This is a genomic window from Microbacterium sp. CFSPD4_SD4 (genome assembly GCF_057364585.1).
In genome coordinates, this window is the sequence record NZ_JBNFOC010000010.1 from 61,549 (window position 1) to 85,355 (window position 23,807).

A 23,807-nucleotide genomic window follows, 5' to 3' on the forward strand; every position below is an offset into this window, starting at 1 on the left:
CTCAGTCGATCCGAAGGTCAAGTCCGAGGTCCAGCGCCCGCGCGGAGTGCGTGAGGGCTCCGACCGAGATCACATCCACCCCGGTCTCGGCGATGGCGCGGACGGTGGTCAGGTCGACGCCGCCCGAGGCCTCCACGGTGGCGCGCTCGCCGATGAGGGCCACCCCGGCGCGCAGGTCGTCGAGGGAGAAGTTGTCCAGGAGCACCGTGTGGGCACCGCCGTCGAGCACCGCCGGGATCTGGTCGAGACGGTCGACCTCGACGACGACGTGGGCCGTGTGCGGCAGCCGCGAGAGCGCCTCGCGAAGAGCCGTCGCGAGGTCGAGCCCGGACCGCTGGAGCACCGCGAGGTGGTTGTCCTTCGCCATGACCGCGTCGGAGAGGGAGTACCGGTGGTTCCGGCCGCCGCCGGACACCACGGCGTGCCGCTCGAACGCCCGCAGTCCTGGCGTGGTCTTGCGGGTGTCGGCGATGCGCGCCCGCGTTCCCTCGACTTCGCGGACGTAGGCGGCGGTGAGGGTCGCGATGCCCGACATCCGCTGCACGAGGTTCAGGGCGACGCGCTCGGCGGTGAGGACCGCGCGCGCCGGTCCGGTCACGGTGGCCAGCACGTCGGAGGCGGTGAAGGCGTCGCCGTCGCCCACGTGCAGGTCGACCGTGACGTCGGGATCGGTGAGGAGGAACGCGGTGGCGAAGGCCTCGCCGCCGCTGAAGACCCCGTCCTCGCGGGCGACGAGGTCGGCCGTGGCCGTCGTCTGCGCCGGGAGCAGGGTGGTGCTGGTGAGGTCGCCCCAGGGGGCGTCCTCCTCCAGCGCGGCTCCGACGACGCGGTGCAGGGTGGCGCGGGTGAGCATCAGGCGGTCTCCAGGATCGGTGCGTGTGCCGCGGTCGGTGCGGCGGGGGCGTGGTCGTCGCGGTGGTGGGCGCCGACCGAGACGGGGCGGGCCAGGGCGGCGCGGATGGCGGCCTCGGCGACCCGCAGCAGGTTCCGGTCCTCGTGCGAGCGGACGTCGGAGGGGGGAGGCGTCTCGACGTCCCATCCGCGCACGATCTGGAGCGCGCGCTGCAGGCCCGATCCGGTCCTGTGCAGGCCGACCTCGTCCCACAGCAACCGCTGCAGCCCGGCGCGGTCGAACGGGGGGGAGAGGCTCCGGTGCGACATCCGCGTCCGCCGAGTCGGTCGGTGACGGAAATGGGGTGATGTCGACGGCAGCGGGCCACGGTCCGTCCAGCGCGGCGGCGGCCCTGGCCCCGAACACGGCCCCTTCGAGGAGCGAGTTGGAGGCGAGCCGGTTCGCCCCGTGCACCCCGGTGCGGGCGGTCTCACCGACGGCGTACAGGCCCGGGATCGTGCTCCGTCCGTGCCGATCGGTGACGACGCCGCCCATGAGGTAGTGCGCGGCGGGGGTCACCGGCACGGGCTCCGTGGACCAGTCGAAACCGCGAGCGCGCGTCACCCTGTCGATGGTCGGGAAGCGGCGGGCGAGCGCGTCCGCCCCCAGAGCCGTTGCATCGAGCTGCACGGGCGCTCCCTGCCGGGCGGCCTGCCGGGCGATGGCCCGCGCGACGACATCCCTCGGCGCGAGCTCCCCGTCGGGGTGGCTGTCGAACACGAACCGTCGCCCGTCCTGGTCGCGGAGCACTGCGCCCTCGCCGCGGACGGCTTCGGAGAGGAGGAAGACCGGGCTGCCGGGAAGCGTGGTCGGGTGGAACTGCACGAACTCCAGGTCGGCGACGGCGGCACCGGCGCGCAGGGCTGCCGCGATGCCGTCGCCGGTCGTCTCCGCCGGGTTCGTCGTGTGCGCGTAGAGCTGCCCCGCCCCGCCGGTCGCGAGGATCACGGCGTCGCCCCGGATCTCGGCCGTGTCCTCGTCGCGGAGGACTGTGATCCCGCGGACCCGTCCCTCCTCGAGGATGAGGTCGAGGAGCATCGTCCCCTCGCAGACGGCGATGGGCGCGCGACGCACCGCTGCGCACAGCGCCGCGGAGATCGCGGCTCCGGTGGCGTCGCCTCCGGCGTGCAGGATGCGGGCATGGGTGTGCGCCGCCTCGCGCCCGCGGGCGAGAGCGCCGCCCGGAGTCCGGTCGAAGGCGACGCCGCGGGCGAGGAGCTCGGCGATCCGGGCCGCGCCGTCCGCCACGAGCGCGTCGACCGCGGCCGGATCGCACAGACCCCCTCCGGCGCGGATCGTGTCGGCGGCATGGGCGTCCGCGTTGTCGCCGGGCCCGTAGCTCCCGGCCACGCCACCCTGGGCGAGAGGCGTGCATCCACCCCCGAGGTCGCCCTTCGTCACGACGGTCACCGTGTGCCCGGCCTCGTGAGCGTGCAGCGCGGCGGTGAGCCCGGCGATACCGGAGCCGACGACGACGACGTTCATCGTGCCCCGGCGGCCACCGGCGGCTTGGCGGCCAGCATCCGCTCGAGCGCGAGGCGAGCCGGATCGGCGATATCGGGGGAGACCGTGATGCGGTTTGGTGTGCGTCCGGCCACCAGCTCCTCCAGGACCCACGCGAGGTAGCCCGGATGGATGCGGTACATGGTGGAGCACGGGCACACGACCGGGTCGAGGCAGAAGATCCGGTGCTGCGGGTACTGTGCGGCCAGGCGGCGCACGAGGTTGATCTCGGTCCCCACCGCGAACGTCGTCGGCTCCGTGGCCTCGGCGATGGCGCGGCGGATGTACTCCGTGGACCCGGCCTCGTCGGCCGCGTCGACGACCTCCATCGGGCACTCCGGGTGCACGATCACGCGGACCCCCGGGTGCTCCGCGCGGGCCTGGTCGATCTGCGCCACGGTGAAGCGCCGGTGCACGGAGCAGAAGCCGTGCCAGAGGATCACCTGCGCGTCGACGAGCTCCTCCGCGGTGGAGCCGCCGAGCGCTCGCCGCGGGTTCCACATCGGCATCCGGTCGAGGGGCACCCCCATGGCCTTCGCGGTGTTCCGGCCGAGGTGCTGGTCGGGGAAGAAGAGCACGCGGCGGCCGCGGGCGAACGCCCACTCCAGCACCGTGGCGGCGTTGGACGAGGTGCACACGATGCCGCCGTGTCGCCCGACGAAGCCCTTGATCGCCGCCGAGGAGTTCATGTAGGTGACGGGGATCACCGGCACGCGGCCGTCGGCGTCCGGGGTGTCGAGGTCGCCCAGCACATCGGCGAGCTGCTCCCAGCACGCCTCCACCTGGTCGATGTCGGCCATATCCGCCATCGAGCACCCTGCGGCGAGGTTCGGCAGGATCACCGCCTGGTCGGGACGCGAGAGGAGGTCGGCGGTCTCGGCCATGAAGTGCACGCCGCAGAAGACGATCGCCTCCGCGTCCGGCCGCATCGTGGCGGCGGTGGCGAGCTGGAACGAATCGCCCACCTCGTCGGCGTGCGTCACGACCTCCTCGCGCTGATAGAAATGCCCGAGGATCACCACGCGATCTCCGAGCGCGGCCTTCGCCGCCTCGATGCGTCGGTGGAGCTCCGCCTCGCCGGCCTCGCGGTAGGCCGCGGGGAGCTCTCCCTGCCGGGGAGCCCCGGTGGGGATGACATCGCCCATGGAGGAGCCGGGTCCGTAGCCGGGGCGTGTGTCGAAGTCCCAGGGGCCGACGGCGAGGTCGGTCGTGCAGGTGGCGTCGGTGGAGACCCCGCCGACGATGGCCTGGATGGCGTGGTCGACGGACGGATCCGACGACGGGACGGCGGGCATCGGGACGAAGGTGGTGCTCATCGGGTTCTCGTTTCCTCCGGGCGGAGCGGACCGCGGTCGGCCAGCTCGAGATCGGTGTCGTCGCGGTACAGGCGGGCCGGGCGGTGACTGCCCGTCCGGAAGCGGTCGGTGCGGGTCAGGTTGCCGGCGGACTCGACCTGCCGCCGGAAGTTGGCGGGGTCGAGTGCGCGCCCCAGGATCGATTCGTAGGCCTCCCGGAGCTCGGCGAGCGTGAACTCGGCGGGCAGGAAGCCCTGGGCCACGCGGCTGTACCCGACCTTGTTCCGCAGGCGCCACAGCGCGTACTCGATGATCTCGTGATGATCGAAGGCGAGCGCCGGCAGATCGTCGACATCGAACCACTCCACGTTCTCCGGCGCGCGGCCCGAGGCCCGGTGCGCGGTGATCTGGGCCTCGACGTCGTCCTGACGCAGCAGCGCCCAGTACACGATCGAGACGACCCGCGTGGGGGAGCGGTCGACGGCGCCGAAGGCGTAGAGCTGTTCGAGGTAGGTGGGCGCGAGGCCGGTCGTCTCGGCGAGCGTGCGGGCGGCGGCGTCGACCGGCGACTCCTCGGGGGTGAGCCACCCGCCGGGGAGCGCCCACCGCTCGGCGAACGGCTCGCGGGTGCGGCGGACGAGGGGGAGCGCGAGCACGGGCGGACCGTCGTCACCGCGGCGCAGCGTGAGGATGACCGTCGAGACGGCGACGCCGATGTCCGCACTTCGAGTCATAGGTACCTTAACCTCCGGATTCGATCTTAGTGTCATCGAGACCTTTAGTGCGCGCCTATGACGAGGGAAGACGTCGAGTCCGAAACGTTATCTCCTGCCCGCGGGAAGGCTTGTCCCCCCGGGGTGGGTTTGTTAGGTTACTGTCCTAACAAACCCCTTCGAGGGCGGCCGCAGGCCACCTCCCGGGGTTCCCGTGAACCCGCCCGGGGTTCGGCTCCAACCGGAGAATCCCTCCTGCAGTGCAGCACCGAGAGGAAATGAAGAATGATCCGTAACGGAAAGCGCAAGATCGCGCTCACGGCGGTCGCGGGGGCCTCGGTCCTCGCCCTGGGCCTGACGGCCTGCGGCAGCGGTGGAGGCGGCGACGACGGCGGCAACGCCGACGGCGACCGCGCACTCCGCGTCTGGGCAGGAAGCCAGACGCCGATCACCGCGAACTACAACCCGTTCGCGCCCACCGTGCTCCACGGTGCGCTCGGTCCCATCTACGAGCCGCTGTTCTTCTACAACAAGACGCAGGACGCCGAGCCCGTCGGCCTGATCGGCGACTCGTTCGAGTACAACGAGGACGGCACCCAGATCACGGTGAAGATCAAGCCCGACCTGAAGTGGAGCGACGGCGAGCCGCTCACCGCCGACGACGTCGTCTTCTCCTTCACGTACGAGGCCAACAACCCCGAGGGCAACGGACTCGTCTCGGCCGAGGCGACCGACGACACGACCGTCGTCCTCACCTACGCCACCGCCCAGTACACGACCGAGTTCCAGCGGATGGGATCGAGCTACATCCTCCCGGAGCACATCTGGAAGGACGTCACCGACTTCGCGAACTTCGCGAACGAAGATCCCGTCGGCTCCGGTCCGTACGTCGTGGACAAGACCACGAGCGAGTCGTACACCCTGGTCGCGAACGAGAACTACCGCGGTGCGGACGAGCTCGCGGTCAAGAAGGTCCAGTACATCGCGGTCGACAACAACCAGACCGCGCAGGACCTGCTCGCCGCCGGCAAGCTCGACTGGACCGGCATGTTCATCCCGAACCCGGACGACGTCACGGGCAACGGCAAGATCGAGTGGATCAACACCCCGCAGGACCCGACCGTCCTCTACACCTGCTCGAACGCCGAGCTCGGCTGCACGGGCCCGCAGACCGACGTCGCGGTGCGCCAGGCGCTGAACGTCGCGATCGACCGCGCCACCATCAAGGACAAGGCGTTCGTCGGCCTGACCGGCGACATCTCGCCCGCGTACACGCTGCTGCCGCGCGACGAGAAGTGGCTCGCCGACCCGGCCAACGAGGTCAGCCCGCAGGAGGCGGACGCCGCCGAGGCCGGGGAGATCCTCGAGGCCGCCGGCTACACCAAGGGCTCCTCCGGGATCTACGAGAAGGACGGCGCTCCGGTCGAGCTCAGCCTGATCTCGGTCGACGGCTGGACCGACTACAACGACGCCGCGAAGCTCATCGCCGAGCAGGCCGAGGCCGCGGGCATCAAGGTGACCGCGTCGACCGTGCAGTGGCAGGAGTTCTCCGACGCCCGACAGGGTGGCGACTTCCAGCTCATCGTCGGCGGCGTCGTCGGCACGTCGGTCGCCGACCCGTTCCAGATCTACCGTGACTGGTTCGGCGGCACCGAGGTCGAGTCCACCAGCCCCGTCGGCACGGAGATCCCGGCCGGTCGCTGGAACTTCAGCCGGTACAGCAACCCGACGGTGGATGCCGCCATCCAGTCCGCGATCAGCACGAACGACGAAGCGGAGAAGAAGGAGCTGTACGGCACGATCCAGTCCGAGATCGTGCGCGACCTGCCGTACATCCCGCTCGTGATCAACGCGACGCAGACCTTCTACAACACGAAGGACTACACGGGCTGGCCGACGGAGGAAGACCTCTACGCCTTCCCGCCGTCCTGGGGTGCGATCGCGGCCGGCTACGTGCTGACGCAGATCAAGCCCGCCGGCTGAGTCGATGAGTCGGGGAAGTAGGAAGTCAGGACAGGTGACATGAAGTTCTATGCACGAAGGATCGGGTTCTACGCGTTCACGCTGTGGGCCGCGATCTCCATCAACTTCCTGCTTCCCCGGCTCATGCCGGGGGACCCCGCCGACATCATGATCGCCAAGATGCAGCGGGCCGGCGGAGAGGTATCCGAAACCACCATCCGCAACATCAAGCTCCTGCTCGGCGGAGACGACTCGTCCCTCTGGGAGCAGTACCTCGCCTACTGGGGGCGCATGTTCCAGGGCGATCTGGGCGTGTCGGTGACGAAGTTCCCCACTCCGGTCACGGAGCTCATCGCGGGTGCTCTCCCGTGGACGCTGGTGCTCGTCGGAACCGCGACGGTGATCTCGTTCGGGCTCGGCGTCGTGCTCGGTGCGTGGGCCGGCTGGAAGCGCGGCACGTGGGTCGACCATCTCATCCCCGCGACCACCGTGCTGCAGTCCATCCCGTACTTCTGGCTGGCGCTCATCCTGGTCGCCGTCTTCGCCGTGGGCCTGGGCTGGTTCCCCATCTTCGGCGGCTACGACGTCTTCGACTTCCCGGACGGCCCGGAGCCGACCTGGGCGTTCTTCTCGGATGCCGTCGCGCACTCGATCCTCCCGGCGATCACGATCGTGATCAGCTCGGTGGGCGGCTGGATGTTCGGCATGCGCAACATGATGGTCTCCACGCTCGCCGAGGACTACGTCCTCACCGCCGAGGCGAAGGGACTCCGGCCGCGACGCATCATGACGACGTACGCCGCGCGCAACGCGGCCATCCCGTCGATCGCGGGCTTCTCGATCACGTTGGGGTTCGTCGTCGCCGGCTCCATCGTCATGGAGCAGGTGTTCACCTATCCGGGCGTCGGCAAGCTCATGTTCCAGGCCGTCACCAACAACGACTACGCGCTGATGCAGGGGCTGTTCCTCGTGATCACCCTCACGGTGCTCGTCGCCAACTTCTTCATGGACCTCGTCTATGGCTTCATCGACCCGAGGGCTCGCCAGAATGTCTGACACGAAGAACCCGCTCCTCGTGGAGGAGCCTCCCACCGTCGCCCCCGAGGGCACGGTCGCCCTGGCCACGCAGCGTCAGGAGCGCCGGCGCCGCCGGATCCTGCCCAGCACGTCGCCGAAGTTCATCGTCGGCTCCGTGCTCGTGCTCGCCATCGTGCTCTTCGCGATCATCGCGCCGTTCTTCACGCAGAACCCGCGCAGCACCGACAACCCCGCCCTCGCCGCGCCGTCGGCGGAGCACTGGCTCGGCAGACCAAGCTCGGCAACGACGTGTTCGCGCAGCTCGCCGTCGGCGCGCAGGGGTCGCTGCTCATCGGTGTGACGGCCGGCGGCATCGCCATCGTGCTGTCCCTCCTCTTCGGCGTCCTGGCCGGGTACCTCGGCGGCTGGCGGGAGGACGTCCTCGCTCTCCTGACCAACGTCATGATCGTCATCCCCGGACTGCCGCTGGTCATGGTGATCGCCTCCTTCGTGCCGCAGCGCAGCTGGCAGCTCGTGGCCTTCGTCCTCGGCATCACCTCGTGGGCCGGCGCGGCGTACGTGCTGCGGCTGCAGACCCGCTCGCTCCGCACCCGTGACTACGTGTACGCCTCGAAGGTGGCGGGGGAGAAGTCCCTCCGGGTGATCCTCGTCGAGATCATGCCGAACCTGCTCCCGCTGCTGACCGCGCAGTTCCTGTTCGCGATCATCTTCGCCATCCTCGGCGAGGCGGGGCTGTCGTACCTCGGCCTCGGTCCGAACTCCTCGATCACCTGGGGCTCGATCCTTAACGACGCCCAGTCCGGTCAGGCCCTCGGCCGCGGTGCCTGGTGGTGGTTCGTGCCGCCGGGCATCATGATCGCGATCCTCGGCGCGGGACTCGCGCTGATCAACTTCGCCATCGACGAGGTCATCAACCCGAAGCTGCGCAACGCGCCCGATGCGGCCCGTCGTCTGCGCAAGGCCGCGAAGGAGAAGGGGGTCACCGCATGAGCGACGCCGTGCTCACCGCCAGGAACGTCTCGATCGAGTACGAGGTCGATCCGCCCGTCAAGGCGGTCCGGGATGTCTCGCTGACCCTCCACCGGGGCGAGATCCTCGGTCTCGCGGGAGAGTCGGGCTGCGGCAAGACCACCCTCGCGTACGGGATGAACCGGCTGCTCAAGGCGCCGGCCCTGATGACCGACGGCGAGATCGTGTTCCACGATCGCGACGGCCATGACATCGACGTCGTCGGACTCGACGGAGACGGGCTGCGCGCCTTCCGCTGGGACAAGATCTCGATGGTCTTCCAGGGGGCGATGAACTCCCTCAACCCCGTCATCTCGGTCCGCGCGCAGATCTTCGACATCTTCGACACCCACCGCCCCGGAATGTCGAAGAAGGCCAAGCAGGAGCGCGCCGAGGAGCTGCTCACGCTCGTCGGCGTGGACCCCGGGCGGCTGACGAGCTTCCCGCACGAGCTCTCCGGCGGTATGCGCCAGCGCATGATGATCGCGATGGCGCTGGCGCTCGACCCGCAGGTCATGATCATGGACGAGCCCACCACGGCGCTCGACGTGGTCGTGCAGCGTGGCATCATCCGGGAGATCATGCGCCTGCGCGAGAAGCTCGGCTTCGCGGTCATCTTCATCACCCACGACCTGCCCATGCTCATCGAGATCAGCGACCGCATCGCTGTCATGCTGCAGGGCCGGATCGTCGAGCAGGGCACCGCGGCGGAGATCTACCGCAACCCGCAGCACGAGTACACCCAGCGCCTGCTGTCGAGCTTCCCGTCCCTCACGGGCGAGCGAGGCGACTTCGTCCGCAGCGGCGGCGTCAACCAGGAGGTCATCCGATGAGCGTGGACGGGACGAGGCGCGGCGGCACCCTCGAGGCGAGGAACCTCGTGAAGGACTTCCACCTGCGATCGGGGTTCCGCACGAGCGTGCTGCACGCGGTGAAAGACGTGTCGTTCACCCTGGAGGCCGGGCGGACCACGGCTCTCGTCGGCGAGTCCGGGTCGGGCAAGTCCACCATCGCCCGGATGCTGATGAAGCTGGAGACGCCGACCTCGGGCAGCATCCTCCTCGACGGCGAGGAGTCCGGCACGCGGGGGGCGGCCCTCGAGCGCTACCGGTCGGACGTCCAGATGGTCTTCCAGGACCCGTTCGCCTCGCTGAACCCGTTCCACACGATCGTGCACCACCTGGAGCGTCCGATCCGGCTGCACCACCCCAAGCTCGACAGTCGCGAGGTGCGGGCGCGGGCGATCGAGCTGCTGGAGCGCGTGCGGCTCACTCCGGGCGAGAGCTTCGCCGAACGGCGCCCGCACGAGCTCTCCGGCGGACAGCGGCAGCGTGTGGCGATCGCGCGGGCCCTGGCCCCCGGCGCCCGGTTCATCGTGGCGGACGAGCCGGTGTCGATGCTCGACGTGTCGATCCGGCTCGGCGTGCTCAACCTGCTCGCCGAGCTGCAGCGGGAGGAGAACCTCGGCGTCCTCTACATCACGCACGACCTGGCGACCGCGCGGCACTTCTCCGACGACATCATGGTCCTCTTCCGGGGCGACGTCGTGGAGCGGGGATCGGCCGACGAGGTGATCCTGAACCCGCAGCACGAGTACACCAGGACGCTTCTGGCGGCGGCCCCCGAACCGGAGAACCTCGGCAGGCTCCGCGACGAGGTCAGGGCGGAGCTCGCGCTGGGCTCCTGAGCGGGCGGGGGAGACCGCTAGACTGAACCCACAATCGAAGACAGGCCGAACGACCGACGCGGGAGAGCCCCGGCGCATGCAGCCGGGCACCGAAGGAGCAAGCCTCCCCGCCAATCTCTCAGGTACGCGTACCGCGGAGGTCCGGCCGCTCTGAAAAGCGATCCCGAGCACCGGGGGATCCGCCGACGGTGAAAGCCCTGCGCTCGCGCGGGCGAAGCTCTCAGGCCCATGACAGAGGGGGAGTTCCCAGGGACGACGTCGTCGTCCCGCCCGACCCAGCCCGGGAGAACTCCATGTCCGACCCCCGCTACACCCCGTTGCGCGAGCGCCATGAGGCGCTCGGCGCCTCCTTCACCGATTTCGGCGGCTGGCAGATGCCGGTGCGCTACACGTCCGACCTCGCCGAGCACCACGCGGTGCGGCAGGCAGCGGGCGTCTTCGACATCTCGCACATGGCCGAGTTCACGGTCCGCGGCACCGGCGCGGCGGCCTTCCTCGACTACGCCCTCGCCGGGCGGCTGTCGGCGCTCGCGGTCGGCAAGGCGAAGTACTCCCTGCTGCTGACGGCGGAGGGCGGCATCGTCGACGACGTGATCGTGTACCGGCTGGCCGACGACGACTTCCTCATCATCTCGAACGCCGGCAACCGCGACGCCGTGCGTCGGGCTCTCACCGAGCGGATCGCGGACGCGGACGCGGGCGCCGTGGAGGTCGACGACGTCTCGGACGACTACGCGCTGATCGCCGTGCAGGGCCGCGGGCCGAGGAGATCCTCGCGGCGACGGCGGGCATCGCCTACGTCAGCATCCCCTGGGCGGAGCAGAAGTACTACGCGTGGGCGACCGCGTCGTTCGCCGGCGAGCCGCTGCTCCTCGCCCGTACCGGCTACACCGGGGAGGACGGCTTCGAGCTCCTCGTCCCGGCCGCCCACGCGACCGCGCTGTGGGACGCCGTCCTCGACGCCGGCGCGCCGCACGGGCTCGTCCCCGCCGGCCTCGCCGCGCGCGACACGCTCCGCCTGGAGGCGGGCATGCCGCTGTACGGCCACGAGCTCAGCCTCGACACCGCACCCGCCCAGGCCGGCCTCGGCCGCGTCGTGGTCGTCGCGAAGGACCGTTTCGTCGGCAAGGACGCTCCGGCGCCCGCCGACGATGCCCGCATCCTCGTCGGACTGACGGCCGAAGGACGACGCGCCGGCCGCGCCGGCTACGCGGTCGTCGACGCCGACGGCACCCCGATCGGAGAGATCACCAGCGGTGCCCTGAGCCCGACGCTCGGCCATCCCATCGCGATGGCGTACGTCGACCCTTCTTCCGCGGAAGAGGGAACCGCAGTATTCCTTGATGTGCGGGGGACCCGCATCCCCGCGACCGTGACCGCCCTGCCTTTCTACCGGAGGACAAAATGACCGACCTCAGCGCACTCCGCTACACCGACGAGCACGAATGGATCGCCGGTGACGGCGACACCGTGACGATCGGCATCACCGACTACGCCGCCGAGAAGCTGGGGGATGTCGTCTTCGTCGAGCTCCCCGCCGTCGGCACCGAGCTGACCGCCGGCTCCGTGGTCGGCGAGATCGAGTCCACGAAGTCGGTCGGGGAGCTCTACGCTCCGGTCGCCGGCACGGTCGTCGAGGTCAACGACGCCGTCGTCGACGACCCTTCGCTCGTCAACGCCGAGCCGTTCGACGGCGGCTGGCTGCTCAAGGTGTCCGTCGCCGCGGGTGCGCTGGACGGACTGCTGGACCGCGACGCGTACGTCGCACTCACGGAGGGCTGATCCGGACGTGGTTGCATTCGCCGATCGTCACATCGGACCGACCGAGGCCGCCCAGCGCACGATGCTCGACGCGCTGGGTCTCGGCTCCGCCGGCAACGGGACGCTGAGCCCGGTCGAGGAGCTCATGCGTCAGGCCGTCCCCGCCTCGATCTACACGGGACCGGAGGACGCGGTCGCCGACTCCCGCATCCCGGTCGCCGCGTCGGAGACCGAGGCACTGGCCGAACTGCGTGCCCTCGCCGCGCGGAACACGGTGAACCGCTCGATGATCGGCCTCGGCTACTACGGCACCGTCACGCCGCAGGTCATCCAGCGCAACGTGCTCGAGAACCCGTCCTGGTACACGGCCTACACGCCGTACCAGCCCGAGATCTCGCAGGGGCGCCTGGAAGCGCTCATCAACTTCCAGACGATGGTGGCCGAGCTCACCGGCCTCACCACCGCGAACGCGTCGATGCTCGACGAGTCCACCGCGGTCGTGGAGGCGATGCTGCTCGCGCGCCGGGCCTCGAAGACCTCCTCCAACGTCTTCGCAGTGGACGCGGATGCGCTGCCGCAGACGAAGGCCATGCTCGCGTCCCGGGCCGAGGCGCTCGGCATCGAGCTGGTCACGGTCGACTTCGCCGCGGGGGAGGAGCTTCCCGCCGAGCTCTTCGGCGTCTTCGTGCAGTATCCGGGGGCTTCGGGCCGCGTGTGGGATCCGTCCGCGGTGTTCGACGCCGCGCACGTCGCCGGTGCGCTCGCCGTCGCGGCCGCCGACCTCCTCGCGCTGACGCTCCTCACCGCGCCCGGTACCCTCGGGGCCGACGTGGCCGTGGGCACGACGCAGCGCTTCGGTGTGCCGATGGGCTTCGGCGGCCCGCACGCCGGCTACATGGCCGTGCGGGCAGGCCTGGAGCGGCAGCTGCCCGGACGTCTCGTCGGCGTGTCCGTCGACACCGAGGGCAAGCCGGCCTACCGCCTCTCGCTGCAGACCCGCGAGCAGCACATCCGCCGCGAGAAGGCGACGTCGAACATCTGCACCGCCCAGGTGCTCCTCGCCGTGATGGCCTCGATGTACGCGGTCTACCACGGCCCGGACGGACTCCGCGAGATCGCCCGCGACGTCGCCGCCAAGGCGACGCTGCTGCGCGAGTGGCTCGTCGAGGCCGGCGCCGAGGTCGTCCACGAGCACTTCTTCGACACGCTGACCGTGCGCGTCCCGGGCCGGGCGGCGGAGTACGCCGACCAGGCGCGGGGCGGCTACGGCATCCTCCTGCGAGTCGCCGACGCCGACACGATCGGCATCGCGGTGGACGAGACGACCACGGTGGCCGAGCTGCACCAGGTCGCGCAGGTCTTCGGCGGGAAGCAGGAGCGCGCCTTCGGCTTCGGCCTCGGCGACGCGGACGCGCTGCCGGACGCCCTCCGCCGCGAGGACGAGTACCTCACGCACCCGGTGTTCCACAGCCACCGCAGCGAGACCGCCATGATGCGGTACCTGAAGAGCCTGTCCGACCGGGACTACGCCCTCGACCGCGGCATGATCCCGCTCGGCTCGTGCACGATGAAGCTCAACGCCGCCACGGAGATGGCCGCCATCACGTGGCCGGAGTTCGCGGGCATCCACCCGTTCGCCCCGGAGGCCGACGTCCGCGGCTACCTGGAGCTCATCGACCAGCTCGAGGGCTGGCTCGCCGAGATCACCGGGTACGACGCGGTGTCGCTGCAGCCGAACGCCGGCTCGCAGGGTGAGCTGGCGGGCCTCCTCGCGATCCGCGGCTACCACCGCGCGAACGGCGACGACCACCGCATCGTGTGCCTCATCCCGTCCTCCGCCCACGGCACGAACGCGGCCTCCGCCGTGCTCGCCGGCATGAAGGTCGTCGTGGTGGCGAGCGATGCGCTCGGCAACGTCGACCTGGACGACCTCCGCGCGAAGATCGCCCAGCACGCCGACGACCTGGCGGCGCTGATGATCACGTACCCGTCCACGCACGGCGTCTACGAGGAGCAGGTCGTCGAGATCACCGGGGCGGTGCACGCGGCCGGCGGTCAGGTGTACGTCGACGGCGCGAACCTCAATGCGCTCCTCGGGTACGCGCGATTCGGCGACCTCGGCGGCGACGTCTCGCACCTCAACCTGCACAAGACCTTCGCCATCCCGCACGGCGGCGGCGGCCCGGGCATCGGTCCGGTCGCGGCGAAGGCCCACCTCGCGCCGTACCTGCCGTCGCACCCGCTCGCGCAGCGCGCCGAGCACTTCGGCGGCCACACGTTCGAGGGCGCGGTCATCTCCGCGGCCCCGTACGGCTCTGCGGGCATCCTCCCGATCTCGTGGGCGTACGTGCGCATGATGGGCGCCGAGGGCCTCCGGCGCGCGACCGCCGCGGCGGTCCTCTCGGCGAACTACATCGCCGAGCGCCTCGGCGGCCACTTCCCCGTGCTCTACACGGGGGAGAACGGACGGGTGGCGCACGAGTGCATCCTCGACCTGCGTCCGCTCAAGGAGGCCACCGGCATCTCCGTCGACGACGTCGCCAAGCGCCTGATCGACTACGGCTTCCACGCGCCGACCATGTCGTTCCCGGTCGCCGGCACCCTCATGGTGGAGCCCACCGAGTCGGAGGACCTCGACGAGATCGAGCGCTTCATCGAGGCCATGATCATGATCAAGGCCGAGGCGGACGCCGTCGCCGCGGGGCGCTGGCCTGCGGACGACAACCCGCTCGTGCACGCCCCGCACACCGCGGTCTCGCTCATCGTGGGGGAGTGGGCGCACGCCTACACCCGCGAGGAGGCCGCCTATCCGGTGCGCTCGCTGGTGGCGGCGAAGTACTGGCCGCCTGTCCGCCGGATCGACCAGGCGTACGGCGACCGCAACCTCGTCTGCGCCTGCCCGCCGATCGAGGCCTTCGCCTGACACGGACCCGCACGACGAACGGCGTCGCGCCCGCCTCCCGGCGGCGCGGCGCCGTTCGCGTTGCGCCATGTTTCGGCCATGTGACAGATGGTCACCACTCAGTAACAGTTCGTTAGCCGAACGTCCTGGACGCGCGACCCCCGGGTTACGCTCAGGTATCCCTGCGCGCTCGATGATGAGCCGCGCAGAATTCCCACGTCCACAGGAGGACAAAAGTGAAGCGCAACAAGATCGCCCTCGCGGGCAGCGCACTGTTCGTGATCGGCGCCCTGACCCTGGCAGGCTGCGCCAGCGGCGGCGGCAACGACTCCACGGAGGAGACGCCCTCGGGTGACCCGACCGCGACGATCTCGGTCAACAACACCGAGCCGCAGAACCCGCTCATCCCGACCAACACGAACGAGGTCGGCGGCGGCCTGGTGCTGCAGAGCATCTTCGCGGGTCTGGTCTACTACGACGCCGAGGGCGCCGTGCACAACGACCTCGCCGAGTCGATCGAGACCGAGGACTCCCAGACCTACACGATCAAGATCAAGCCCGACCAGACCTTCGCCAACGGAGACCCTGTCGACGCCGAGTCCTTCGTCAAGGCCTGGAACTACGGTGCCGCGCTCGACAACAAGCAGCTCTCGAGCTACTTCTTCGAGTCCATCGAGGGCTTCTCCTACGAGGAGAACGTGCCGGAGCTGTCGGGCCTCAAGGTCGTGGATGACCTCACCTTCACCGTCAAGCTCAAGCAGCCGGAGTCCGACTTCCCGCTCCGCCTGGGTTACACCGCCTTCTTCCCGCTGCCGGCATCGGCGTGGGACGACCTCGAGGCCTTCGGTGAGAACCCCATCGGCAACGGCCCGTACGTCTTCGCCGAAGAGGGCGCCTGGCGTCACAACGAGAGCATCGAGCTCGTCAAGAACGAGGACTACACGGGTCCGCGTGAGGCGCAGAACGGTGGCATCGACATGCGACTGTACGCCAGCACGGAGGCGGCATACGCCGACCTGCAGGGTGGCGAGCTCGACATCATCCAGGAGATCCCGGACACCGCTCTGCAGACGTTCGAGACCGACTTCCCGGACCGCACGGTGAACCAGCCAGCCGCGGCGAACGCGACCATCACCATCCCGGAGCGCCTCGAGCACTGGAGCGGTGAAGAGGGCCAGCTGCGTCGCGCCGCCATCTCCCACGCGATCGACCGCGAGGAGATCACCGACGTGGTCTTCAGCGGCACGCGCACGCCGATGAAGGACTTCACGTCGCCGGTGATCGACGGCTACTCCGAGGACATCCCCGGATCCGAGGTGCTCGAGTTCGACCCCGAGAAGGCCAAGGAGCTGTGGGCGCAGGCCGACGAGATCGCGCCGTGGACCGGGTCCTTCCAGATCCAGTACAACGCCGACGGCCCCAACCAGGGTTGGGTCGACGCAGTCGCGAACCAGATCAAGAACAACCTCGGCATCGAGGCTTCGGGCAACCCGATTCCGACCTTCGCCGAGCACCGGACGCTGATCACGGAGGAGAAGACGCAGACCGCGTTCCGCACCGGGTGGCAGTTCGACTACCCGTCGATGTTCAACGGCCTCGGCCCGCTCTTCGGCACGGGTGCCGGCTCGAACGACGGCGACTACTCGAACCCGGAGTTCGACAAGCTCCTCGACGAGGGCTCTGCGGCTTCCGACGTCGAGGCGGGCATCGCCAAGTTCCAGGAGGCGCAGGAGATCCTCTTCCAGGACCTCCCGGCCATCCCGCTGTGGTACACCAACGCCATGGGCGCTTGGGGCGACTCGGTGGAGAACGTCGAGTTCGGCTGGGACACCTGGCCGATCCTCTACCAGGTCACGAAGGACGGCGAGTAAGTCTGACAGCACGAACCTGTGAGGCGGTGACGGTCTTCCGTCGCCGCCTCACAGGCTGTGTTCGTCACACTCACTCCGCCTCCTGACTACGGGACAGACGCATGCTCGGCTACATCCTGAGACGTCTCCTGCAGGTGATCCCGGTCTTCTTCGGGGCCACCCTGCTCATCTACTTCCTCGTGTTCGCCATGCCCGGCGACCCGATCCTGGCACTCTTCGGCGACCGGACCCCGAACCCTGCCGTGGTGGAACAGCTGCGCGAGCAGTACCACCTGAACGACCCGTTCCTGGTGCAGTACTGGTACTACATCACCGGCGTCTTCCAGGGCGATCTGGGCACCACCTTCTCCGGCCGGCCGGTGTCGACCGTACTCGCCGAGACGCTTCCGGTCACCGGTCGCCTCGCGGTGATGGCCATCGCCATCGAGTTCACGCTGGCGATCATCATCGGCACGGTTTCGGCGCTGCGCAAGGGCAAGCTCTTCGACCACACGATGCTCATCGTCGCGCTCGTGGCGATCGCGATCCCGATCTTCGTCGTCGCCTTCCTGGCGCAGTACTTCCTGGCGATCAAGCTGGGCTGGTTCAAGCCGACCGTCGGGTCGGACAACGACTGGGGTGGCCTGTGGCTGCCGGCCATCGTTCTGGGCTTCAGCCTGTACGCCGTGAGCATGCGGCTGATGCGCAGCTCGGTCATCGACACGCTCAACCAGGACTGGGTCCGCACGGCGTACAGCAAAGGGCTCTCGCGCGGTCGCGTGATCCCCGTGCATGTCCTCCGCAACTCCCTGATCCCGGTGATCACGAACTCCGCGACGAACTTCGGCGTGCTGCTCGTCGGCGCGACCGTGACCGAGGGAATCTTCAACGTCCCTGGTGTCGGCAACACCCTGTACCAGGCCGCGATCCGCAATGAGGGGCCGACGGTGGTCTCCTTCGTCACGGTGTTCGTGATCCTGTACGTCCTGGTCAACCTCATCATCGACCTGCTGTACGGTCTGCTCGACCCAAGGATCCGCTATGCCTGACCCCACCACGCAGAACCACTATGTCGCTCCGGTCGAGACCGAGACCATCTCTGTCGACGCCGTGCGGATCGCCGAGAAGCCGCGAAACCTCTGGCGAGATGCCTGGTCGGACCTCCGACGGCGTCCGCTGTTCTGGTTCTCCGTCGTCCTCGCGGTGTTCTTCATCGTGATGGCGCTCTGGCCTACCCTCTTCACGTCGGCGCCACCGAACTCCGACTGCCAGCTCGGGAACAGCAACGCCGGCCCCACCGAAGGACATCCGCTGGGCTTCACGTTCCAGGGGTGCGACATCTACTCCCGCATCGTCTGGGGCGCGCAGACGTCACTCTCCGTGGGCCTCCTCGCCACCGCGATCTCCTCGATCCTCGGACTCATCATGGGCGCGTTCGCCGGTTTCTACGGCGGCTGGCTCGATTCGGTGCTCTCGCGGATCGGCGACATCTTCTTCGCCATCCCGTACATCCTCGCCGCCGTCGTCGTCATGACGGTCTTCTCCCAGTACCGCTCGGTGCCCGTGCTCGCGCTCGCCATCGGTGGCTTCGCGTGGGCGGCAACCGCTCGCGTCGTGCGGGCAGAGGTGCTGCGCGTCCGGCAGTCCGACTTCGTCGTGGCCTCCCGTGCACTCGGGCGGTCGAAGTTCCGCACGCTGGTGGGACACGTGATCCCGAACGCGCTCGCACCGCTGCTCGTGGTGTCGACGCTCGGGCTCGCCGCCTCGATCGTCGCGGAGGCCACGCTGTCGTTCCTCGGCGTCGGGCTGGGAAGCAACGTGATGTCGTGGGGCAACGACATCGGTGCCGCGCAGGCATCGCTGCGGGTGGCGCCCATGGCGCTCATCTATCCGTCGATCGCGCTCACGCTGGCCGTGCTCGCCTTCGTCACGCTCGGCGAACTCATCCGAGACGCCATCGACCCGAAGGCGAGGGCACGGCGATGACCGCACGAGCAACCGCGCAGATCCCGCTGCTCAGCGTCCGCGACCTCAGGGTCGCGTTCCGCACTCAGGAAGGGGAGAAGGAGGTCCTCCACGGAGCCAGCTTCGACATCTTCCCGGGTGAGACCGTCGCCATCGTGGGCGAGTCCGGTTCGGGCAAGTCCACCACGGCGAGCGCCATCGTGAACCTTCTGCCCGGAACCGGTGTCGTCACCGGAGGATCAATCACTCTCGACGGCCGGGAGCTGACGAAGCTCGGTCGCCGGGAGATGGAGGCCGTCCGCGGTCGCGAGATCGGCTTCGTCCCCCAGGACCCGATGTCCAACCTCAATCCGGTGTGGAGCATCGGCTTCCAGGTGAAGGAGGCGATCCGTGCGAACGGGATCGCCCGCGGCCGCGAGGCCGTGAAGGCGCGGACGATCGAGGTGCTGAAGCAGGCGGGGCTGGCCGATGCCGAGAGGCGTCTGCACCAGTACCCTCACCAGTTCTCCGGCGGTATGCGTCAGCGGGCGTTGATCGGGATCGGCCTCGCGGCCGACCCCAAGCTGCTCATCGCCGACGAGCCCACCTCGGCGCTGGATGTCACGGTGCAGCGCGTCATCCTCGATCACATGGCGACGCTCACGCGTGACAAGGGCACCTCGGTGCTCCTCATCACGCATGACCTCGGCCTCGCGGCCGAGCGTGCGGAGAAGATCATCGTGATGAGCAACGGCAATATCGTGGAGGCCGGGCCGAGCCGGCAGATCCTGGAGAACCCGCAGCATCCGTACACCCAGCGACTGGTCGGGGCCGCGCCCAGCGTGGCGTCGCAGCGCATCCAGGCGGTCGTGGAGGACCGGGGTATCGAGACGCTCGACGACCTCGCCGCCATCCCGCCGACGGTGCGCGTCACCGGGCTCACCAAGGACTACAAGATCCGTCAGGGGAACTTCCGCAGCGAAGCCTTCCGGGCGGTCGACGATGTCTCCTTCGAGATCCTGCGGGGGAAGACCCTCGCGCTCGTGGGCGAGTCGGGGTCCGGTAAGTCGACCGTGGCGAAGATGGTGCTGAAGCTCGAGGAGCCCACGAGCGGCACCATCGAGATCGACGGGCAGGATGTGTCCCGCCTCTCGAACGCGCAGGCGTTCGGGTTGCGTCGCCGCATGCAGCCGGTGTTCCAGGACCCCTACGGCTCGCTCGATCCGCTGCGCAACATCGGGAACACGATCTCGGAGCCGCTGCAGATCCACGGTGTGGGCGACCGCACCGCGCAGCGCGAGCGCGTCGAGGAGCTCCTCGACCAGGTGGCACTGCCCCGTGCGCTGGCCACCCGGTATCCGAACGAGCTGTCCGGCGGTCAGCGGCAGCGCGTCGCGATCGCTCGGGCGCTCGCCCTCAAGCCCGACATCGTCGTGCTCGACGAGGCGGTGTCGGCGCTCGACGTGCTCGTCCAGGACCAGATCCTGCAGCTGCTCGCCGAACTCCAGTCGGAACTGAACCTGACGTACCTCTTCATCACGCACGACCTCGCGGTCGTCCGGGTCTCCAGCGACCTGGTCTGCGTCATGGAGAAGGGCAAGGTCGTCGAGCAGGGCACGGTCGACGAGATCTTCGCGAACCCGCAGCAGGAGTACACGGATCGTCTCCTCAAGGCGATCCCGGGCGCGTCGATCCCGCTCGGCGGCCGCTGAGGTGGCATCTCCCGGACACCCCGAGGGCGCACGGACCTACCGTGCGCCCTCGGGCACCGTCGTCTTCGTCCTCAGCGTCCTGCTGGTGCTGTTCCTGCTCGGGGACACCGTCGTCAACGGCAGCATCGTGCAGGCGCTTCTCGTGGCGCCCTGGCTGCTGCTCGGGCTGTGGATCGTGTACGAGACGGCCTTCGTCTCCTTCGTCCGCGTGGATCAGGAGGGGGCCGTGGTGCAGAACCTGCTGCGTCGCACGACCTTCGGCTGGGCGCGTGTGCAGGACATCGACATGCGCTGGCAGCTCGAGTTCACGCTGGACGACGGCCGCACCGTGAGCTGTTGGGGCGGACCGGCCAAGGCACGTCCGCCTCGTCGCTCCCGTGATGAGGATGCTGAGGTGAAGGTGCCGTCGGCGCTCCGGGTGCTCACCGGCATCCGCGACCTGTGGAGCGCGGCACCCTCGACGGCGGACGCCCCGATCCGGCGCAGCTGGGACGGCCCGGCCCTCATCGCCCTCGCCGTCATCGTGCTGTGGGCCGTCGCGGCGCTCGTCGTCGTCAACCTCGGCTGAGCGCGCCTCAGCCGGGAAGACCGAACAGGGCGGGCCAGGTGGCCGCGGCCCAGGGATAGCCGACGAACGCCGCCGCGTCGATGAGGAAGTGCGCCACCAGGAACGGCAGCAGTCGACCGGTGCGGTGGTAGAGCCACCCGAACAGCAGCCCCATCGCGAGGTTGCCGATGAAGGCACCGGGCCCCTGATAGAGGTGGTACGTCGCACGGAGCACGGAGGTCGAGACGATGATCGTCCACGGCGACCATCCGAGCTGCCGCAGGCGGGCGAACAGGTACCCGAGCACGACGAACTCCTCCTGGAGCGATGCGCGGGCGGCGGCGAGCAGGAGGATCGGCACGGTCCACCAGTGCGCGTCCAGACCCGCCGGGTTCACGGCCACGAACAGTCCGAGCGCCCGCCCGCCGAGGTAGAGCGCCAGCCCCGGCACGCCGATCGCGAGGACGAGGAGCACGCCGCGGCCGACGTCGCCGGCCACCCGGGTGCCGTCCAGGCCGAGGCGCTCCAGGTGCGGGCGACGGCGCTGCCAGAGGAGGAAGCACACGAGGAGCACCGGCACCAGGGCGAATCCGATCGACAGCACCTGATAGATGAGGTCGAACACCTCCCGGTCGCTGCGGGAGGGGTTGAGGGTGGCGGTCTGATCCGCGAGGGGGGTGTCGTCGGTGAGTCGATAGGCGAGCTGCACGATCGCGTAGACCGCGGACTGGCCCAGACCCAGGGCGAGCACGATGGCGATCTCCCACCACAGGCGTGCCCGACCCTCACGCGGTTCGTCCCGCCGAGTGGGCGCGGTCGACGGCGTCTGCGGCGCCGGGGGAGTCGGGTTGGGGAGGGTCACGGGACGATGGTACGACGTGCGTTCAGGAACCCGATCCGCGCGTACGTTATCCTGGAACGTCGGCTTCCCGGCGCAACCCCACACTCTTTGAGGACCCTTGTATGGCGCACGCCCTCCGCTCTGACCTCCGCAACGTCGCAATCGTCGCCCACGTCGACCACGGCAAGACCACGCTCGTCGACGCGATGCTCCGCCAGACGGGCTCCTTCGGCGAACACTCGCACGTGGAGGAGCGCGCGATGGACTCCAACGATCTGGAGCGCGAGAAGGGCATCACGATCCTCGCCAAGAACACGGCGATCACCTACAAGGGCAAGCACGCCGGCGGCAAGGAGATCACGATCAACGTGATCGACACCCCCGGCCACGCCGACTTCGGCGGCGAGGTCGAGCGCGGCCTGTCGATGGTCGACGGCGTCGTGCTGCTCGTGGACGCGAGCGAGGGCCCGCTGCCGCAGACCCGCTTCGTGCTGCGCAAGGCACTCGAGGCCAAGCTCCCCGTCATCCTCCTCGTCAACAAGACCGACCGTCCGGACGCCCGGATCGCCGAGGTCGAGGAGGAGGCGCACGACCTCCTGCTGGGCCTGGCCTCCGATCTCGTCGACGACGTGCCCGACCTCGACGTCGACGCGCTGCTCGACGTGCCCGTGGTCTACGCCTCCGGTCGCGCCGGTGCCGCGTCGCAGAACCGTCCCGCCGACGGCTCGCTGCCCGACAACGACGACCTCGAGCCGTTGTTCGAGGCCATCCTCGAGCACGTCCCGGCCCCGGCCTACGACGACGAGGCCCCGCTGCAGGCCTGGGTCACGAACCTGGACTCCAGCCCCTTCCTCGGTCGCCTCGCCCTGCTGCGCGTCTTCAACGGCACGCTCAAGAAGGGCCAGACGGTCGCGTGGGTCCGCTCCGACGGCTCGACCAGCAACGCCCGCATCACCGAGCTGCTGAAGACCCGCGCCCTGGAGCGCTACCCGGCAGAATCCGCCGGCCCCGGCGACATCGTCGCCATCGCCGGCTTCGAGGACATCACGATCGGCGAGACCATCGCCGACCCCGAGGACATCCGCTCGCTGCCGGCCATCACGGTCGACGACCCCGCGATCTCCATGACGATCGGCACGAACACCTCGCCGCTCATGGGCAAGGTCAAGGGGCACAAGCTCACCGCCCGCATGGTGAAGGACCGCCTGGACCGCGAGCTCATCGGCAACGTGTCGCTCAAGGTCGTCGACATCGGCCGTCCCGACGCCTGGGAGGTGCAGGGCCGCGGTGAGCTGGCCCTCGCGATCCTCGTCGAGAACATGCGCCGCGAGGGCTTCGAGCTCACGGTCGGCAAGCCGCAGGTGGTCACCAAGAAGATCGACGGCAAGGTCTACGAGCCGTTCGAGCACCTGACCATCGACACGCCGGAGGAGCACCTCGGCGCGATCACGCAGCTCCTCGCGAACCGCAAGGGTCGCATGGAGAACATGACCAACCACGGCACCGGCTGGGTGCGCATGGAGTTCGTCGTGCCCTCGCGTGGTCTCATCGGCTTCCGCAGCGAGTTCCTCACGACCACCCGCGGCACGGGTATCGCCAACGCGATCTCGCACGGCTACGAGCCGTGGGCGGGGCAGATCACCACCCGCCAGAACGGCTCGATCGTGGCCGACCGCTCGGGTGTCGTCACCCCCTTCGCGATGATCGCGCTCCAGGAGCGCATGTCGTTCTTCGTGCAGCCGACCGAAGAGGTCTACGAGGGCATGGTCATCGGCGAGAACTCGCGCGCCGACGACATGGACGTCAACATCACCAAGGAGAAGAAGCTCACCAACATGCGCTCCTCCACGGCCGACAACTTCGAGTCGATGACGCCGCCGCGCATCCTCACGCTGGAGGAGAGCCTGGAGTTCGCGCGCGACGACGAATGCGTCGAGGTGACTCCGGAGAAGGTCCGCATCCGCAAGGTGATCCTCGACCAGACCGTCCGCGGTCGCGAGGCCTCGCGTCTCAAGCGTCAGGACGCGAACGCCTGATCGCACCGCACTCCTTTCGAGAGGGCCCCACGCCGCCGCCTGGCCGCGTGGGGCCCTCTCTCATGAAAATCCCAGGTGAGGGCTAGTTTTCGTTCAGGTTGATGACGCAGACTCGT

The 23,807-nt window shown here is 69.3% G+C and carries 18 protein-coding genes, 2 pseudogenes and 2 riboswitches; of the genes and pseudogenes, 15 read left to right on the forward strand and 5 right to left on the reverse strand.

The annotated features are described in order from the left end of the window. Position 1: 1 nt before the first annotated feature. The 4 genes and pseudogenes from nadC to AC2W7E_RS13805 all read right to left on the reverse strand — a co-directional run bounded on the left by nadC (position 2) and on the right by AC2W7E_RS13805 (position 4,424). Positions 2–853, reverse strand: coding sequence for a carboxylating nicotinate-nucleotide diphosphorylase (gene nadC, locus AC2W7E_RS13790; RefSeq protein WP_025102927.1), 852 nt, complete (start codon positions 851–853; stop codon positions 2–4). After that, positions 853–2,377, reverse strand: a pseudogene (nadB, locus tag AC2W7E_RS13795) (L-aspartate oxidase). The gene nadC and the pseudogene nadB overlap by 1 nt, the downstream one beginning before the upstream one ends. Then, positions 2,374–3,711: a quinolinate synthase NadA gene (nadA, locus tag AC2W7E_RS13800; protein ID WP_485989333.1), complete on the reverse strand. Its 1,338-nt coding sequence runs from the start codon at positions 3,709–3,711 to the stop codon at positions 2,374–2,376. Before nadA ends, nadB begins: the two are co-directional and overlap by 4 nt. After that, positions 3,708–4,424, reverse strand: coding sequence for an NUDIX hydrolase (locus AC2W7E_RS13805; protein WP_085606599.1), 717 nt, complete (start codon positions 4,422–4,424; stop codon positions 3,708–3,710). The genes nadA and AC2W7E_RS13805 overlap by 4 nt, the downstream gene beginning before the upstream one ends. Positions 4,425–4,688: 264 nt before the next feature. Here AC2W7E_RS13805 and AC2W7E_RS13810 point away from each other — a divergent pair, with 264 nt between their 5' ends. The 14 genes and pseudogenes from AC2W7E_RS13810 (at position 4,689) to AC2W7E_RS13875 (ending at position 20,835) form a co-directional block, all read left to right on the forward strand. After that, a complete protein-coding gene (locus AC2W7E_RS13810; protein ID WP_025102931.1) occupies positions 4,689–6,386 on the forward strand; it encodes an ABC transporter substrate-binding protein in 1,698 nt (565 codons plus the stop codon). A 39-nt stretch (positions 6,387–6,425) separates the two neighbouring features. Next, a complete protein-coding gene (locus AC2W7E_RS13815; RefSeq protein ID WP_485989334.1) occupies positions 6,426–7,421 on the forward strand; it encodes an ABC transporter permease in 996 nt (331 codons plus the stop codon). Beyond that, entirely contained in the window at positions 7,414–7,743 is a 330-nt protein-coding gene (locus AC2W7E_RS13820) for a hypothetical protein (protein WP_485989335.1), read from the forward strand. The genes AC2W7E_RS13815 and AC2W7E_RS13820 overlap by 8 nt, the downstream gene beginning before the upstream one ends. Further along, a complete protein-coding gene (locus AC2W7E_RS13825; RefSeq protein WP_485989336.1) occupies positions 7,692–8,393 on the forward strand; it encodes an ABC transporter permease in 702 nt (233 codons plus the stop codon). The genes AC2W7E_RS13820 and AC2W7E_RS13825 overlap by 52 nt, the downstream gene beginning before the upstream one ends. Beyond that, positions 8,390–9,244 (forward strand): ABC transporter ATP-binding protein, encoded by an 855-nt coding sequence (locus AC2W7E_RS13830; RefSeq protein ID WP_025102934.1) that lies wholly within the window; start codon positions 8,390–8,392, stop codon positions 9,242–9,244. The genes AC2W7E_RS13825 and AC2W7E_RS13830 overlap by 4 nt, the downstream gene beginning before the upstream one ends. Next, the gene (locus tag AC2W7E_RS13835) at positions 9,241–10,098 is read left to right on the forward strand and encodes an ABC transporter ATP-binding protein (RefSeq protein ID WP_303708283.1); all 858 of its coding nucleotides are present in this window, start codon (positions 9,241–9,243) and stop codon (positions 10,096–10,098) included. Before AC2W7E_RS13830 ends, AC2W7E_RS13835 begins: the two co-directional genes overlap by 4 nt. A gap of 49 nt (positions 10,099–10,147) precedes the next feature. Beyond that, positions 10,148–10,242: riboswitch (glycine riboswitch) on the forward strand. A 1-nt stretch (position 10,243) separates the two neighbouring features. Continuing rightward, positions 10,244–10,340: riboswitch (glycine riboswitch) on the forward strand. 51 nt (positions 10,341–10,391) lie between these two features. After that, positions 10,392–11,506 (forward strand): annotated as a pseudogene (gene gcvT / locus AC2W7E_RS13840) (glycine cleavage system aminomethyltransferase GcvT). Further along, on the forward strand, positions 11,503–11,880 hold the full coding sequence (gene gcvH, locus AC2W7E_RS13845) for a glycine cleavage system protein GcvH (RefSeq protein ID WP_485989337.1): 378 nt from the start codon (positions 11,503–11,505) through the stop codon (positions 11,878–11,880). The pseudogene gcvT and the gene gcvH overlap by 4 nt, the downstream one beginning before the upstream one ends. 61 nt (positions 11,881–11,941) lie before the next feature. Further along, positions 11,942–14,782, forward strand: coding sequence for an aminomethyl-transferring glycine dehydrogenase (gene gcvP, locus AC2W7E_RS13850; protein WP_485989346.1), 2,841 nt, complete (start codon positions 11,942–11,944; stop codon positions 14,780–14,782). 215 nt (positions 14,783–14,997) lie between these two features. Next, a complete protein-coding gene (locus AC2W7E_RS13855) occupies positions 14,998–16,632 on the forward strand; it encodes a peptide ABC transporter substrate-binding protein (RefSeq protein ID WP_485989338.1) in 1,635 nt (544 codons plus the stop codon). A gap of 101 nt (positions 16,633–16,733) precedes the next feature. Next, the gene (locus AC2W7E_RS13860) at positions 16,734–17,660 is read left to right on the forward strand and encodes an ABC transporter permease (protein WP_085606583.1); all 927 of its coding nucleotides are present in this window, start codon (positions 16,734–16,736) and stop codon (positions 17,658–17,660) included. Further along, a complete protein-coding gene (locus AC2W7E_RS13865; RefSeq protein ID WP_085606581.1) occupies positions 17,653–18,597 on the forward strand; it encodes an ABC transporter permease in 945 nt (314 codons plus the stop codon). The genes AC2W7E_RS13860 and AC2W7E_RS13865 overlap by 8 nt, the downstream gene beginning before the upstream one ends. Then, a complete protein-coding gene (locus AC2W7E_RS13870) occupies positions 18,594–20,267 on the forward strand; it encodes a dipeptide ABC transporter ATP-binding protein (RefSeq protein ID WP_485989339.1) in 1,674 nt (557 codons plus the stop codon). Before AC2W7E_RS13865 ends, AC2W7E_RS13870 begins: the two co-directional genes overlap by 4 nt. Before the next feature lies 1 nt (position 20,268). Beyond that, the gene (locus AC2W7E_RS13875) at positions 20,269–20,835 is read left to right on the forward strand and encodes a PH domain-containing protein (protein ID WP_485989340.1); all 567 of its coding nucleotides are present in this window, start codon (positions 20,269–20,271) and stop codon (positions 20,833–20,835) included. A gap of 7 nt (positions 20,836–20,842) precedes the next feature. Here AC2W7E_RS13875 and AC2W7E_RS13880 read toward each other — a convergent pair whose 3' ends face one another. Beyond that, positions 20,843–21,586, reverse strand: coding sequence for a CPBP family intramembrane glutamic endopeptidase (locus AC2W7E_RS13880; protein WP_036292450.1), 744 nt, complete (start codon positions 21,584–21,586; stop codon positions 20,843–20,845). A 191-nt stretch (positions 21,587–21,777) separates the two neighbouring features. Between AC2W7E_RS13880 and typA the strand changes: the two genes are divergently transcribed. Continuing rightward, positions 21,778–23,691, forward strand: a complete 1,914-nt coding sequence (gene typA / locus AC2W7E_RS13885) for a translational GTPase TypA (protein ID WP_485989341.1) — start codon at positions 21,778–21,780, stop codon at positions 23,689–23,691. Positions 23,692–23,807: the final 116 nt, after the last annotated feature.

What these genes read in the sequence shown, in the direction of transcription:
- nadC (WP_025102927.1), bottom strand. Translation starts at nt 853, where the DNA reads ATGCTCACCCGCGCCACCCTGCACCGCGTCGTCGGAGCCGCGCTGGAG.
- nadA (WP_485989333.1), bottom strand. Translation starts at nt 3,711, where the DNA reads ATGAGCACCACCTTCGTCCCGATGCCCGCCGTCCCGTCGTCGGATCCG.
- AC2W7E_RS13805 (WP_085606599.1), bottom strand. Translation starts at nt 4,424, where the DNA reads ATGACTCGAAGTGCGGACATCGGCGTCGCCGTCTCGACGGTCATCCTC.
- AC2W7E_RS13810 (WP_025102931.1), top strand. Translation starts at nt 4,689, where the DNA reads ATGATCCGTAACGGAAAGCGCAAGATCGCGCTCACGGCGGTCGCGGGG.
- AC2W7E_RS13815 (WP_485989334.1), top strand. Translation starts at nt 6,426, where the DNA reads ATGAAGTTCTATGCACGAAGGATCGGGTTCTACGCGTTCACGCTGTGG.
- AC2W7E_RS13820 (WP_485989335.1), top strand. Translation starts at nt 7,414, where the DNA reads ATGTCTGACACGAAGAACCCGCTCCTCGTGGAGGAGCCTCCCACCGTC.
- AC2W7E_RS13830 (WP_025102934.1), top strand. Translation starts at nt 8,390, where the DNA reads ATGAGCGACGCCGTGCTCACCGCCAGGAACGTCTCGATCGAGTACGAG.
- AC2W7E_RS13835 (WP_303708283.1), top strand. Translation starts at nt 9,241, where the DNA reads ATGAGCGTGGACGGGACGAGGCGCGGCGGCACCCTCGAGGCGAGGAAC.
- gcvH (WP_485989337.1), top strand. Translation starts at nt 11,503, where the DNA reads ATGACCGACCTCAGCGCACTCCGCTACACCGACGAGCACGAATGGATC.
- gcvP (WP_485989346.1), top strand. Translation starts at nt 11,942, where the DNA reads ATGCTCGACGCGCTGGGTCTCGGCTCCGCCGGCAACGGGACGCTGAGC.
- AC2W7E_RS13860 (WP_085606583.1), top strand. Translation starts at nt 16,734, where the DNA reads ATGCTCGGCTACATCCTGAGACGTCTCCTGCAGGTGATCCCGGTCTTC.
- AC2W7E_RS13865 (WP_085606581.1), top strand. Translation starts at nt 17,653, where the DNA reads ATGCCTGACCCCACCACGCAGAACCACTATGTCGCTCCGGTCGAGACC.
- AC2W7E_RS13870 (WP_485989339.1), top strand. Translation starts at nt 18,594, where the DNA reads ATGACCGCACGAGCAACCGCGCAGATCCCGCTGCTCAGCGTCCGCGAC.
- typA (WP_485989341.1), top strand. Translation starts at nt 21,778, where the DNA reads ATGGCGCACGCCCTCCGCTCTGACCTCCGCAACGTCGCAATCGTCGCC.